Origin of the sequence: Haloterrigena sp. H1 (assembly GCF_005938085.1) — an archaeon.
Lineage (GTDB): Archaea > Halobacteriota > Halobacteria > Halobacteriales > Natrialbaceae > Natrinema.
Map to the genome: position 1 here is coordinate 1,873,974 of NZ_SMZK01000001.1, position 13,142 is coordinate 1,887,115.

Sequence of the window (13,142 nt, forward strand, 5' to 3'; positions counted from 1 at the left end):
CCCTGTTCAGATCCGGCTCTTTTCCTGGTTCTGTGCGCGCATGTGTGCCGCAGCGACGAGTAGGGTCTTCTCCTTGCCGCCGTCGTTGATCTCGACTTTGAAGACGCTACCCTGTTTGCCGACGACTTCGCCGGTGAGACCGTCGAAGCGCGGGTGGAAGCGACCGTCTGCGACGCTTGGGTCGATCTTCAGGTGGACTTTCTCACCCTCCTCGTACTCCTGAATCGCACGCTGTGGCGGCGACGTGCCGCGGTCTCGAGGATCGTTTGCGAGCTTTCTCCGGGTTCCCTGACGAGGGCCATTAGATTTCGGCATAGTCGTACGACCGCTTTGTCCGGTGATGGTTATAAAACACACGTATTCGGGTTGCTCGAGTGGCGGCAGCGATCCTGTCGGAGCCCCCAACACACGGCGACGGACGCGATCACCGCATCGACGTCGATGAGCGGTCGGCTGCGTCGGGTGCATCACTCGAGATGATGGGAACGAGGATAACCGATTAAGTAGCGATACGACCACGGCTCGTATATGGACGAGTCCAGTGAGATTCGAGTCGACGAAACAGCGCTCGGAAGTGCAGTAGGTGTTCTCTGGGCCGGTGGTGTCGTTGTCCTCGGGCTGGCGGCGCGGCTGGGATGGGGAGACAAGTGGCGTGATATGCTGTCTGACGTGTACATCGGGTACGACTCGACACCCCGCGGGATCACGATGGGTGCTGTCTGGGCGTTCGTCGATGGGTTCGTCGGTGCGTATCTCCTCGCCTGGCTCTACAATCGCTTTCGTCGGATGGGGAAGTGAGACAGAGAAGATGACGTGGGTTCGCTCGTTGCTCTCACGCAGTCGCGAGGGGAAAATCGGGCTCCCAGAAGTCGGCGGGATGGTCTCGGGCGGGATCTACGCCGTCCTTGGCGTCGCGATGCGGCAAGCCGGGAACGCGGTCCCGCTCTCGTATCTCATCGCGGGGGCGATTACGGAGAATCAAGGAGAAAGCCCCACCCTTCAGGGCGGGGATGAATCCGACACTTTCCTTCACAAACCACCATTCGATGGCACGGCAGGATATTCCACGCTGCGTAATCCATACCTTCAAGTAGGTTTTTCTACATAGGTTACGTATGGCGGAACAGGTCGTCACCCGCACCTACACTGCTTCCATCAGGAATCAGCCACAGGTGCAAGACGGCCTTGAGTCGCTCGGGTTCGCCGCCAGTAAACTCTGGAACGTCGGACGGTGGACAATCAGTCGTGTCTGGGATGAAATCAACTACATCCCTGAACATGATGAATTAACCGCGTACCTCAAGTCGCACGAGCGCTATGATGACCTGCATTCTCAGTCAAGTCAGCGAGTCCTTCAAGAACTCGCTGAAGCGTTCAACGGCTGGTACGGCAAACGACGTAACGAAGACCAACGGGCGAATCCGCCCGGCTACCGTAAACACGGCGACGACCACCCACGAAGCACGGTCACGTTCAAGCAGAAAGGTTTCAAACTCGATACTCAGTACAACCGCGTCCGACTCTCCAAAGGCTCGAACCTCAAAGAGTATTGGTCGGACTTCGTTCTCTGCGAGTACCAGACGCGGCCCGACGTTGACCTCTCTACCGTCGAGAGCGTCCAACAAGTTCGGGCGGTCTGGACTGGTGAGGAGTGGGAACTACACTTCGTGTGCAAAGTCGAAATCGAAGTGGCTGCCGCGCCCGGAGAGAAGACTGTGGGTGTTGATCTCGGGATCAACAACTTCGCCGCACTCGCCTACGAGGATGGTCACAGCGAACTGTACCCGCTGAACTGCTTGAAACAGGACGACTACTACTTCAGCAAGCGTCTCGCTCGCTGTGACGATTCTGACTCAGAGCAGGCCACGCGGTTGAACCAGAAGAAATCGGCTCGCCGAACCCACTACTTCCACACACTCTCGAAACACATCGTCCAACGATGTGTGGACGAAGAAGTTGGAACTATTGTGGTGGGCGACCTTTCCGGTATCCGTGAGGACGAGGAGAACGGCGAGTCGAAGAACTGGGGGAAACATGGCAACCTCGACTTGCACTCGTGGGCGTTCGACCGGTTCACTGACCTACTCGAATACAAGGCCGAGATGGAAGGCATCTCGGTTGAGGAGGTATCCGAGCGGGATACGTCGAAGTCGTGTTCGTGTTGTGGACGCAAACGCGACTCAAACCGTGTTGAACGTGGGTTGTACGTATGCGACGAATGCGGTATGGTGGCGAACGCTGATGTGAACGGTGCTGAGAACATTCGACAGAAAGTATCTCCGAGTCCCGCCACGGATGGCGGTGATAGGAGTAACGGCTGGTTGGCACAGCCATCGACGTACCTGTTTGACAAGGAAGCTGGTGCGTTCGAACCTCAAGAACAGGTCACGTCGTAAACCACAATATCCCAACGCGGGAATCCTCGCCCTTCAGGGCGGGGAGGATGTCAAGCTGGTAACTCAGGCTGTCATAGAAGAGTTCACACGACCGACGTATAGAGATCTCTATTAAGAGTACCACCAGTTTTAGACACTGTTTCCATACTCGACCTTCGGGACTCCATGGCATACTTCACGCTCCAGGTATTTCAGCGGGATTCTCATGGAGTCACCCTCAGGACACCCACAGCTATCATACTGGCAGCGAATGCCCGTCGTATGCACGCCGAAGACGATGCTGGCCTGCACGCACTGCCGATCACGGTCGCGTACGGCGAGCGAGAACTGACCGTCACACCTGCAATCGTCGAGACCGACCGCGGGCTCGTCCTCTGTGACGTCGGTCCACAGGGAGCCGTCGACGGCCTCGAGACCCACCTGGGAAGCCTGGGCTACGACCTCGAGGACATCTGGCTGGTAGTCCTCACTCACCACGACGGGGATCATGCCGGTGGGCTGTCAGAACTGAACGAACGCGTCGATACAGTCGTCGCGACCCACCACGCGGAAGCGCCGTACGTCGCCGGCGAGCGCGAGCCGATCAAGGGCGACGGCGACCGCTACCCGCCCGTCGCCGTCGACATCGAACTGGTCGACGGGGTTCGGATTCCGACGGTCGCCGGCCCCATGGAAGTCGTCGCGACACCTGGCCACGCGCCGGGGCATCTCTCGCTGTACCTCCCCGACGGAAACCTGCTCGTCGCGGGGGACACACTCGTCGCGGACGGAGCTGAACCACTTGCCGGCCCGAAACCGCAGTTTACGCCCGACATGGACCGCGCGATCGAGTCGGTCGGGAAGCTGGCTGACCTCGAAATCGACCACACGCTGTGCTATCACGGCGGCTACGTCCAAGCGGGAAGTGACAGGATTCGCGAGATTCACGAGCAGCTGCGCAAGTAAGCGCACGAACGAAACCGCGGTGCCGATCGATCCCAACGGAGGGCTACAGCCGCGGTCGACGACGGGACTGAAGCGGAATTCTCATCGGTGTCGACGACGAAAACGGGATAATGCGACTCGAACTCCGCGTCTGTCAGCACTGTCTCGATGGCGATCACGGCAACGAGCGTCGCACGGCGCTTCTCAACGACATGGTCAACTGCGCCGAACAGATCAAGGAACACAAGGACGTCCTCGACCTCGATGCGGTCCACATCCGCAAGGTCAGAGACGACGAACAGGGGAAACCGGCGGCGCTGCCGGTCGTCTCGGCGACGATTCAGAACGATCAAATCGTGCTCAACGACACGCAACTCGTCGCGGAGGGCCAGGACGGAAACATGCTCGTCTACACCAACCCCGACGACGTGCTGACCGTCCTCGCGGGGAACCTAGACGAAATCAGCAAGGCCGTCACCGACGACGTAACCGTCGACCTCTCGTCGATCGGCGCAGAGATCGTCTCGCAGGCCAACTTGGGTGCGAACCGCGGCGATCAAGAACAGAGCCAGTAAGCGCTCGGCGTTTCTTCGTCGTCCCAACTCACGTTCTGGTGACGATCCGTCCAGTAGCGACAGCGAACGCTACTGGCGGACTACTACTGTCGGCTGCTGGCCGCGAGTGGCCCAGCGCCGAAACGGCTGAAAAACGGACGCTCGCCGTTTAGATACGGCCGACGTTCTCGACGCCGACGCTTTCGACGCCGTCGACCTCGGTGAAGTTCTCCTCGACGGTCTCCGTGCCGCCCGCACTGTCGGGGACGATCACGGTCGGGTACAGGGCAACGAGACCGAACGCGACTTCCTCACGTTCGACGCCGTTGATCTTTGCACCCTCGGGGAGGGTACTCTCGAGGCGCTCCTGGAGCGCGTCGAGGTCGATTTCGGGGCTGTCCGGCATGACCTTGATTTTGGCAGCGACTTTTCCCATGGTAGTTACGGGCCGGTGAAACCGCAGTCGGGACACTCATAGAGGTTGCTCTGCTTGCGACATTTGGCACAGCGGTAGATCTGCTGGCCGCAGTCGGGACATTTGAACGCAGCTGCGTTCGTGCCCGCGATGTTGAGCCCGCAAGAGACACAGGCACGTGCCTCTCGGTCGTCGGTCGTACTCATACACCTCCCTTCCCGCCCGCCGTTTTTAACGGTTGTCTTTCGACGGCTGCGCGAGCGAACCGAGCCGGGGACGATGATCACGCTTCCGAAACGGCGAGTGCCGGTCGCGTTTTCAGAGGGAGAAAAGACGGTGGCGGATACTTTATGCCCCAGTTGAAACATCGATGTGAGATCCGGTTGCTCGACGCCCAACCGGATCTCTGCCTCTGACATTTCATACTGCCGGACAGACCGGCGTCGTCTTGACTGCTGTCCAGTAGTATCACTCGATCACCAAGTTTTTCGACAGTATCAACATTCAAAGTCGTGCCCGTCCTACGGCGAGTGAATGCGCCTCGACGACTACATCGAGGAGTTAGAGCCCGACGAGGAGGCAGAGCGTCGCCGCCTCGCCAAAGAGAAGTCCTACGCGATCACGGACCATTTAGCGGACTTCGAGCGGCGGTTCGACGACGCCGTCAGTGGCGACACCCTCGTCGGCTCGACCGCACCCTCGATCTTCGTTGGGCGATCGAACTACCCTGATATTCCCGTCGGCGTGCTCTCGCCGGTCGGCGACGAAGATGCCGCCGCGGAGTACGTCACCGACGGCGACTGGTACCAGCAGGGGTATGCGATCGACGACGTGCTCCAGCGACGAACTGGACTGCTGAACTCGAGCAAGCGCGCCAACGTCGACTCGCCGTCGATCGCGAGCCGGCTGACGCCCTCGGTTCATGACACGTGGGACGGCTTCGTCGGCATCCAGCGCGAGGTCGCCATCGCCGACCGGCCGGTCGACCTCGAGATCGGCCTGGACGACACCCCCGATCTCGGCCTCGATGCTGGAACGGACGTCGCGACGCCGCGAGGCCCGCGTGCCAACGCGCGCAACGCCGAACTGCGCGAGAACCCCTACGTGCCTCGGCCGGTCAAGAAGACGCTCGAGGACGACGACTGGCAGGCCGAAGGGGCGATGACCTACCTGTATCGGCGCGGCTTCGACGTCTACGACATCAACTCGATCCTCTCGGCGGGCGCACTCGGGCAGACCGAGCAGCGCCGGCTCGTCCCGACGCGGTGGTCGATCACGGCCGTCGACGACACCGTCGGGAAGTACCTGCGTGGGCGTATCCGGAACGCACCCAGCGTCGACGAGGTGCAAGTCTGGGCCAACGAGTACATGGGCAACCGCTACTGGGTCGTGCTCGCACCCGGCACCTGGGAGTTCGAACTCGTCGAGATGAAAGCGCCAGGCAGCATCTGGAATCCGAACCCAAACGACGACGTCTGGCTCCAGAGCGCCAGCGAGGGCTACGAGGGGCGCTCGAGTTACGTCGAGGAGACCGCCGGTGCCTACTACGCCGCCCGGCTGGGGGTCTTAGAGTATCTCGAGTCGATCGGCCGGCAGGCGAAGTGTCTCGTCTTGCGTGAAGTGTCGGACGACTACTGGGCTCCCGTCGGCGTCTGGCAGGTTCGCGAGAGCGTTCGCAACGCCTTCGAGGGTGTTCCCGGGAGCGCCAGCGACCGGGGGCTCGGCGAGCGGGAATCGCTCGCCGGTGAGTACGGTGAAGCGGAGACGTTCCACGAGGCCGTCGCGGCGGTCGCGACACAACTCCCGGTCTCCTACGCGCGCCTGCAGCGCAAATCCGAACTCGCAGCCGGATTACAGTCGAACCTGAACGCCTTCTCGAACCTGGAGTAAGTCGGCCGAACGAGTCGACACGCCAGCTGAGTTACTGGTCGAGCTCCGTGAACGACGTCTCTCGCTCGCGATCGACGTCAGAACCGCCATCCACGTCCGCCGACGACGAGCGCTCGAGGCGATCGAAAACCGTTACGCTGGCTTTGAACACCGCGAGCACGACAGGGCCGATGAACAGGCCGACGAGCCCGAAGAGGACGCCGCCGCCGACGACACCCACCAGCGCGAGTGCTGGATGGATCCCGGAGCCTCGATCGACCAGGAGTGCCCGGAGATAGGCGTCGACGACGGCGAGCACGGCGAGCCCGTATCCCAGCAGGACCACGCCGCCGAGCGGACCGCTCGAGATCGCGTGGACGACGGTCACCGGCCCCCAGACGAGCCAGATCCCGACCGTGGGCACCACCGCCACGACCGACAGTGCGATCGTCAGCACGGTCGCGTGCGGAACGCCGAGCAGAACCAGCCCCAGCCCGCCGAGGAGTCCCTGTAACACGGCGACTACCAAATGACTGCGCAACACCGCCCAGACGACGCTGTGAATCTCCGCGACCAGCTCGTCGACGAGTCGACGTTCGAGCGGGGCGATCCGTCGGAGCCAATCGAGGGCCGCGGGACCGTCGACGAGCAGGAAGTAGAGAACGACGACGAACACGAGCGTTCCGGCGACGACGTCGACGACGGTGGTCACGAAGCCGACGGTCTGGGCGACGGTGACATCGGTCGCCGTCCTGATCGTGTCCGCGAGTTCGCTCCAGAGCGCCGCCTCGAGCGTCGCGGCCGCCGGCGCGTCCAGTCCGAGCGTCGTCCGTGCGAACGTTCGTCCGGATGCAGCGATCGCGTCGGCAGACACGGTCTCGAGCACCGACGTAGCGGCCTCGAGAACGAGCACGGAGACGACCACCAGCGGGACGACACCGCCGGCGACGGCGAAGGCAGTGACCACGACACCAGCAGGTCGCGTGCCGACGTGTGGGACCAGTCGCTCGTACGCCGGCCGGAGGGCGACCGCGAGCACGCAGGCGGCCAGCACGTACTCGACGAGCGGGAGGACGATCAGCGCAGCGAGCGCACCGAGGACACAGATCGGGAGGGCGACCACCGCGGACCGAGCGTCCATACGCCTGTCTCTCTCGAGAGTGCCATAAGTGTTGACTATCTATACTCTCTCTGCGATAGACAATACGGGCGACCGCGAGCACAGAACGGCTACAGCGGGACCGGCAGCCACTCGAGGAACCGAATCACGAAGAGCGGATCGAACACCGGCTCGTGCAGGACGAGCCAGTCGAGCAAGATCAGCCCGCCGCCGTGAGCGACGACTGACGGGAGAATAGAGTCGGAGGCGTAATCGACGGCCCCGAACAGGACGTCCGTCGGGCCCGACAGCACGAACTCGATCGGTGGCTTCGACGTATGGTGGAGCATATAGACGAGGGGGCTGATGAACACCGCGACGATGCCGATCTCCTTGACGCCGACACAGAGTAATCCGCGATAGTAGGTTTCGGCGGCGAGTGCGAGTATGAGGAGCTTGATCGCGTGTGGGACGAACGCTGCGGGCGTGGCAGCCGTCTCCCAGATCGGATAGTATGCACGGATCGTCGGCAACGTCGAGCCGACGAGGTAAAAGGGGAGGACGAACAGCGCGAGCAGGACGGTGTTTCGCACCGCGACGCGATCGACGTGCCACCCGATCCGGTTTCCGTGTGACAGGCCAAGCGCGAGCGGCCCGCCGATCAGGAGCACGCCGTCGACGACGAGCCGGCGGTTCAACTCGCCGGGGACTAGGTACATCCACAGCAGCGAGAGCACGATACCGACGACGAGCGTCTTCTGGACCCAGGACAGTCGGAGCCGATCCCGGAGCCAGCGGACGGCGTGTCGATCCGGCTCGGACGCCACTGGTTACTCGTCGGCAGTTGGAATCGGGCCGGTCCCGATCACGTCCCGGACGTGAGCCTCGAACTCCTGATGGCGCTGGAAGTACGTCTCGTCGACGTCCGCGAGGACGGCCGACAGTTCGCGGGGTCCATCGGGGGTCCGGATCACGGTCTCGCCCTCGAGGCGGTCGACTTCGCTTTTCTCCTTGGGCCAGGTCAGTCGCGAACTCACGCGAGCAAGCGGCGCACCCTCGACGGGCGTGTGGGTCCCGAGTGAGACAGCCGGCTCCGCGTCCTCGTCCTCGTCACTCATGGGCGTCGGTTTGCGAGCGCGGTGATTCAAACTTTCGCTTCCATGGGTCTGGCCAGGGGCCCGAAACGGCCGGAACCTCTCCGGTAACCGAGGTGTGTCTGACGTATCGTTTTGTGGTGGGGCACCGAACGGCCGCGTATGACAAGCCTGACGGAGGTCTACGACGGGACTGCACCGGGGGTGACGAGCCGCCGGCTGTACGCGGGCACGGCGCTCGTGCTCCTCGGTGCGGTCCTGGCCGTCGTAGCCGTGCTCGTGGCGACGACCGACCTCTTCGGCGGGTACGTGGTCGCTCTTTCCGGAGACATCGCCCCCCAGTTCGCGACCGTCCGTATCGGGGGCGCTCTCGCCGGATTGAGTGTCCCAACCGCGCTCGTCGGCGTCTTCGTCGTCTTACCGGCCAGCCGTCGCGTACAGGCCGCCGCCGTGATCAGTGGCAGCCTCTGTCTGCTCGGCGTCGCACTCTTCTGGCACGCCTACCCAACCCACTGGCGTGGCTACGGCCAACAGCTCACGCTCGAGGTGTCCGTCGTCTACCTGCTCGGGCTTCTGACGTCCGTGTGGAGTCTGTTCAGCGCCATCGCGACGTTCAAGCGGCGCAACGACCCTGGCGGGTCCCTCCAGATGAACGTCACCCGACACAACAAGACAGTCATCGAGGCCGACGACGAGGAGGTCTCGGAGGGCCTTGGCGGGATCGGATTCCTCGGCGGGACGCCCGACGGAGACGTCGAGACACAGACCAACGCGGACGATACATCCGGAGCGGCGCTCTCGTACGACGAGCGCTCGAGTACGACCACGACAACGGGATCGGCGGCCGGCGGTACCGGTCAACGCGACCGACACGTCGGCGCGGCTACCAGCGACGGTGGCTCCGCGGCGTCGGATATCTCCTCACCGCTCGAGGGCGGCGACGGCCGCGACGCCGAGATCGTCGAGTCGACGCCCGACCAGCCGGCAGAACCCACGGACCGCTACTGTGGGAACTGTGCGGACTTCGAATACGTCCGGTCCTCCGAAGGGATGGTCCCCTACTGTGCGCGCCACGAGACGGCTATGGACGACATGGACGCGTGTGAGGAATGGACGGCGAATCGGCGCTAACGAATGTGCTGGGCGGTTCGGACGCGTTTCGTCTCGCAGTGACAGCAGGTATCAAATCCCGAGCAGCTGTCGACCCAGTTCGAAGCCCCGCCGGGGGAACTCAAAGATGACCACTGCGGCCAGTGCCAGTTCGCCGACGGTGACGACCGTGGTCACGAAGTCGGCGCGCTTGCTACTGACCGTGACCCCGGTTGGGAGCCCGAACTCTTGCTTCCAGACCGGATAGAACAACGCGATCCCGCGCTTGCTGCCCGCCACGTCGAGGACGTAGTGAGTCAATACGCCGATCCAGACGTACTCGAGGTTACCGAAGATGTAGGGAAACGCGACGAACCCGAGTAAGACCGGCAGGTTGTGCAGGGTCTTCCGGTGTTTGCCGAACTCGGTGTCGACGTCAGGGAAGAGCGCCCCCAGCGTGATCGGCACGCCGATCATCACGATCGTTTTGAACGTCTCCAGATCCCCCACCGGCTCAAGCAGATACCCCAGCCCGATGCTCAACAACACGGCGTTCAGCACGTGTCCCTTCTTGTTCATCTACCACTATCTGGGGAGTCACGTGGGGAATAGTTTTCTCTCGAGAGAGTCGCCGACGCGAACGGGTTTCCGAGCTGATCACTGGGCCTCGATCTCGGCGAGCAGATCCTCGAGCGCCCGATCGACGGTCTTCGCGCGAACGGCGGCCCGGTCGCCGTCGAAGACATACCGGGTGACGGTCGCATACGATTCCTCGCTGCCCCACGGGCCCGCATAGGAGATGCCGATATAGACGGTGCCGACCGGATCATCGTCGGTCCCGCCGGTTGGACCGGCGATCCCAGTCGTTGCGACCCCCCACGTCACGTCCGTGACGTCGCGGACCCCCTGTGCCATCTGGCGGGCGACCGGTTCGGAGACGGCACCGTGTTCGTCCAGCGCCTCGCGGCTCACGCCGAGGTGGCGGCGCTTGGCGTCGTAGGCGTAGGTTGCCAGGCCGGCGTCGAAGTAGTCGCTGGCACCCGGGACGGCGGTGATCGCGGCACCGATCAGCCCGCCGGTACAGGACTCGGCGACGGCTAGCGTCTCCTCGCGGTCGCGAAGCGCGTCGCCGACTGCCATCGGCAACTCGCGGTCGATGTCGTCGGTCATACTCGAGTCGATGGGCGGGATCGTTGTGAAAGCGCGGGTAGCGATCTCGGTCGCTTCGATCGCCGCGCCGAACCCGTCCCGCTCGAGCCGGAAACGGAAAGAACACGGGACATGGCGTCCGAGTATCCGGTATGAACTACGAGACGCCGCTGTTCTTCCACGTGATGAAGTATGCGGACGCGGCGGACCGCGACGTCATCGATATGGTCAGCGGAAACCCCGACTGGGAACCCCCCGAAGCGCTCCGGGAGGGGCTGCGCGAGTACGCCGACCTCGAGCCCGACCGGTTCCAGTACGCGCCAAGCGAGGGACTGCGCGAGTTGCGCGCGGAGATCGCCGCCCGTCGCGGCGTCGACGCCGAGCAGGTCGTCGTCACGAACGGCGCGGGCGAAGCGAACTACCTCGCGATGGCGCGAGCGCTCGAGCGCGAGTGTGGAAACGAGATCCTGCTGACCGATCCCGTCTATCCGTACTATCCGGGGAAGACGACGATGCTCGGCGGGCGGCAGCGATTCGTCTCGGTCGACAACGAGGGATACCTGGACCCCGCCGATGTCCGTGCGGCCGCAAGCGACGAGACGGCCGCGATCGTCGTGAACACGCCGAACAACCCGACGGGTGCGGTCTATCCCGCCGAAACGATGCGCGAACTCGTCGCGATCGCCGAAGAGTACGACGCGATCCTGATCAGCGACGAGGTGTACGACCACTACGACCTTTCGGGGGCGTTCGCGAGCGCGCTCGAGACCGACTCGGCCCACCGGATCGTCACCAACGCGTTCTCGAAGTCGATGGCGATCACCGGGGTGCGGGTCGGCTACGCGATCTTCCCGCCGGAACTCGTCGCGGACGCTAAGAGTCGCCACATGCTGGTCAACGTCGCGACCACCCGACCGGGCCAGTACGCCGTGTTGCAGGCACTTCGCGAGACCGGCCCCGACTACTACGAGCGCAACCGGGAGCGGCTCCGCGAGCGAGTCGCAACGTTTACCGACGCGCTCGAGGCGGCCGGCGCAGAATACACCACGCCGAGCGGGTCGTTCTACGTGATGGCACGCTTCGAGGGCTATCCGGGCACGCTCGAAAACGTCGAACGGCTGATCGACGAGGCCGGCGTGGCCGGAATGCCCGGCGAGGCATTTGGCGACGCGCGCAGCGAGTGGCTGCGGTTCGCGCTCGTGACGCCACGCGTCGAAGAGGCGGCCGAACGGCTGGCGGCGTATTTCGACTGAGATCGACTCGAGGGCTCGAGACCGACGAATACTCGTGTCGGGACGGGAAACCCCGGAGTATGAGCGGCATCGACGTCGAACCGGTCGAGGAAGACGAGCAAACGACGAGGGATAGCGACGACGGCGAAAACACGATCGAGGTCACGCCGACGGACTCCGTCGACGCCGACGAGGAGCGCGACACCATCGACGTCGAGCCGTCCGACGAGCCGATCGACGGCCCCGACTACGTCCTCTACGGTGGGAAAGGCGGCGTCGGAAAGACGACGATGGCGGCTGCGACCGCCCTCGACAGCGCCCGCAGCGGGACGCCGACGCTGGTCGTTTCGACCGATCCCGCACACTCGCTTTCGGATACCTTCGAAACCGACGTGCCGGCCGAGCCCGGCCGAATTCGCGACGACATTCCGCTCTACGCGGCCGAAATCGATCCCGAGGCTGCGATGGAGCGCGGCGAGACCCCCTTCGGCGGGGCGGGTGGAAGTGCCGGAACGGAAGCGGACGACGATCCCTTCGCCGGCGGAGCGGGCGCGGGCGGTGCCTCCCCCTTCCCCGGTGGTGAAGGAGCGGAGGGCGGTCCACTCGGGGGTCTCGGCGACATGCTCGGCGGCGAATCACCGATGGACGCCCTCTTCGGCGGTGCAATGCCGGGTGCCGACGAGGCCGCCGCGATGCAACTTCTGCTCGAGTACATGGACGACGAGCGCTTCGAGCGCGTGGTCGTCGACACGGCCCCGACCGGCCACACCCTCCGCCTGCTGCAGTTGCCCGAGATCATGGACACGATGATGGGCCGGCTGATGAAGTTCCGCCAGCGCATCGGCGGCATGCTCGAGGGTGTCAAGGGGATGTTCGGCGGGCAGGAGACGCCGGAAAACGAAAACGAGCTCGAGGATCTGGAAGTGCTGCGCGAACGCATCGAACGGCTGCGGGCGGCGCTGCAAGATCCCGCGCGGACCGACTTCCGGATCGTGATGATCCCCGAGGAGATGAGCGTCTTCGAATCCAAACGACTCCGCCAGCAGCTTCAGGAGTTCGAGATCCCTGTCGGCACCGTCGTCGTCAACCGGGTGATGGAGCCGCTGTCGAACGTCACCGACGACGTCGAAGGTGAGTTCCTCCAGCCGAACCTCGACGACTGCGAGTTCTGTCAACGTCGCTGGGATGTCCAACAGTCCGCACTCGCCGAGGCACAGGACCTCTTCCGCGGGACCGACGTCCGGCGCGTGCCGCTGTTCGCCGACGAAGTCCGCGGCGAAGACATGCTTGCGGTCGTCGCTGCCTGTCTTCGATAGTCGTC

General features: G+C 63.7%; 18 protein-coding genes. 10 read left to right on the forward strand and 8 right to left on the reverse strand.

Annotation, left to right across the window (positions count from 1 at the left end):
- Window positions 1-6: 6 nt before the first annotated feature.
- Window positions 7-315 carry a 50S ribosomal protein L21e gene (locus tag E2L06_RS09425; protein WP_138780819.1) on the reverse strand — a complete coding sequence of 103 codons (309 nt, stop codon included), beginning with the start codon at window positions 313-315 and terminating at the stop codon, window positions 7-9.
- Window positions 316-374: 59 nt separating this feature from the next.
- On the opposite strand from E2L06_RS09425, the gene E2L06_RS22765 reads away from it, so the two are divergent.
- The 6 genes from E2L06_RS22765 (at window position 375) to E2L06_RS09450 (ending at window position 3,895) form a co-directional block, all read left to right on the forward strand.
- Window positions 375-503 (forward strand): hypothetical protein, encoded by a 129-nt coding sequence (locus E2L06_RS22765; protein WP_283241355.1) that lies wholly within the window; start codon window positions 375-377, stop codon window positions 501-503.
- Window positions 504-528: 25 nt separating this feature from the next.
- Window positions 529-798: a bacteriophage holin gene (locus E2L06_RS09430; protein ID WP_138780821.1), complete on the forward strand. Its 270-nt coding sequence runs from the start codon at window positions 529-531 to the stop codon at window positions 796-798.
- A gap of 10 nt (window positions 799-808) precedes the next feature.
- The gene (locus tag E2L06_RS21835) at window positions 809-1,108 is read left to right on the forward strand and encodes a hypothetical protein (protein ID WP_171052335.1); all 300 of its coding nucleotides are present in this window, start codon (window positions 809-811) and stop codon (window positions 1,106-1,108) included.
- Between the two features lie 7 nt (window positions 1,109-1,115).
- Window positions 1,116-2,396 (forward strand): RNA-guided endonuclease TnpB family protein, encoded by a 1,281-nt coding sequence (locus E2L06_RS09440; RefSeq protein ID WP_138780823.1) that lies wholly within the window; start codon window positions 1,116-1,118, stop codon window positions 2,394-2,396.
- 261 nt (window positions 2,397-2,657) lie between these two features.
- The gene (locus tag E2L06_RS09445) at window positions 2,658-3,341 is read left to right on the forward strand and encodes an MBL fold metallo-hydrolase (protein ID WP_138780825.1); all 684 of its coding nucleotides are present in this window, start codon (window positions 2,658-2,660) and stop codon (window positions 3,339-3,341) included.
- A gap of 110 nt (window positions 3,342-3,451) precedes the next feature.
- Window positions 3,452-3,895, forward strand: a complete 444-nt coding sequence (locus E2L06_RS09450; protein WP_138780827.1) for a hypothetical protein — start codon at window positions 3,452-3,454, stop codon at window positions 3,893-3,895.
- A 148-nt stretch (window positions 3,896-4,043) separates the two neighbouring features.
- On the opposite strand, the gene E2L06_RS09455 is transcribed toward E2L06_RS09450, so the two are convergent.
- On the reverse strand, window positions 4,044-4,310 hold the full coding sequence (locus tag E2L06_RS09455; RefSeq protein ID WP_092931371.1) for an elongation factor 1-beta: 267 nt from the start codon (window positions 4,308-4,310) through the stop codon (window positions 4,044-4,046).
- Between the two features lie 5 nt (window positions 4,311-4,315).
- Window positions 4,316-4,495 (reverse strand): HVO_2753 family zinc finger protein, encoded by a 180-nt coding sequence (locus E2L06_RS09460; protein WP_092931369.1) that lies wholly within the window; start codon window positions 4,493-4,495, stop codon window positions 4,316-4,318.
- Between the two features lie 328 nt (window positions 4,496-4,823).
- Here E2L06_RS09460 and nreA point away from each other — a divergent pair, with 328 nt between their 5' ends.
- Window positions 4,824-6,179, forward strand: a complete 1,356-nt coding sequence (gene nreA / locus E2L06_RS09465) for a DNA repair protein NreA (RefSeq protein ID WP_138780829.1) — start codon at window positions 4,824-4,826, stop codon at window positions 6,177-6,179.
- A gap of 31 nt (window positions 6,180-6,210) precedes the next feature.
- Here the strand turns inward: nreA and E2L06_RS09470 are convergent, their stop codons facing one another.
- The 3 genes from E2L06_RS09470 to E2L06_RS09480 form a co-directional block, all read right to left on the reverse strand.
- The gene (locus E2L06_RS09470) at window positions 6,211-7,299 is read right to left on the reverse strand and encodes an AI-2E family transporter (protein WP_138780831.1); all 1,089 of its coding nucleotides are present in this window, start codon (window positions 7,297-7,299) and stop codon (window positions 6,211-6,213) included.
- 89 nt (window positions 7,300-7,388) lie between these two features.
- A complete protein-coding gene (locus E2L06_RS09475) occupies window positions 7,389-8,084 on the reverse strand; it encodes a type II CAAX prenyl endopeptidase Rce1 family protein (RefSeq protein ID WP_138780833.1) in 696 nt (231 codons plus the stop codon).
- A 3-nt stretch (window positions 8,085-8,087) separates the two neighbouring features.
- On the reverse strand, window positions 8,088-8,375 hold the full coding sequence (locus E2L06_RS09480) for a DUF5789 family protein (RefSeq protein WP_138780835.1): 288 nt from the start codon (window positions 8,373-8,375) through the stop codon (window positions 8,088-8,090).
- A gap of 138 nt (window positions 8,376-8,513) precedes the next feature.
- Between E2L06_RS09480 and E2L06_RS09485 the strand changes: the two genes are divergently transcribed.
- On the forward strand, window positions 8,514-9,482 hold the full coding sequence (locus E2L06_RS09485) for a hypothetical protein (RefSeq protein ID WP_138780837.1): 969 nt from the start codon (window positions 8,514-8,516) through the stop codon (window positions 9,480-9,482).
- 51 nt (window positions 9,483-9,533) lie between these two features.
- Here E2L06_RS09485 and E2L06_RS09490 read toward each other — a convergent pair whose 3' ends face one another.
- A complete protein-coding gene (locus E2L06_RS09490; protein ID WP_138780839.1) occupies window positions 9,534-10,019 on the reverse strand; it encodes a metal-dependent hydrolase in 486 nt (161 codons plus the stop codon).
- A gap of 78 nt (window positions 10,020-10,097) precedes the next feature.
- Entirely contained in the window at window positions 10,098-10,610 is a 513-nt protein-coding gene (locus tag E2L06_RS09495) for a CinA family protein (RefSeq protein ID WP_138780841.1), read from the reverse strand.
- 131 nt (window positions 10,611-10,741) lie between these two features.
- Between E2L06_RS09495 and E2L06_RS09500 the strand changes: the two genes are divergently transcribed.
- Together E2L06_RS09500 and E2L06_RS09505 are read left to right on the forward strand one after the other, a co-directional pair.
- Window positions 10,742-11,842 (forward strand): pyridoxal phosphate-dependent aminotransferase, encoded by a 1,101-nt coding sequence (locus E2L06_RS09500; RefSeq protein WP_138780843.1) that lies wholly within the window; start codon window positions 10,742-10,744, stop codon window positions 11,840-11,842.
- Between the two features lie 59 nt (window positions 11,843-11,901).
- Window positions 11,902-13,137 (forward strand): ArsA family ATPase, encoded by a 1,236-nt coding sequence (locus tag E2L06_RS09505; protein ID WP_138780845.1) that lies wholly within the window; start codon window positions 11,902-11,904, stop codon window positions 13,135-13,137.
- The last annotated feature ends 5 nt before the right edge of the window (window positions 13,138-13,142 follow it).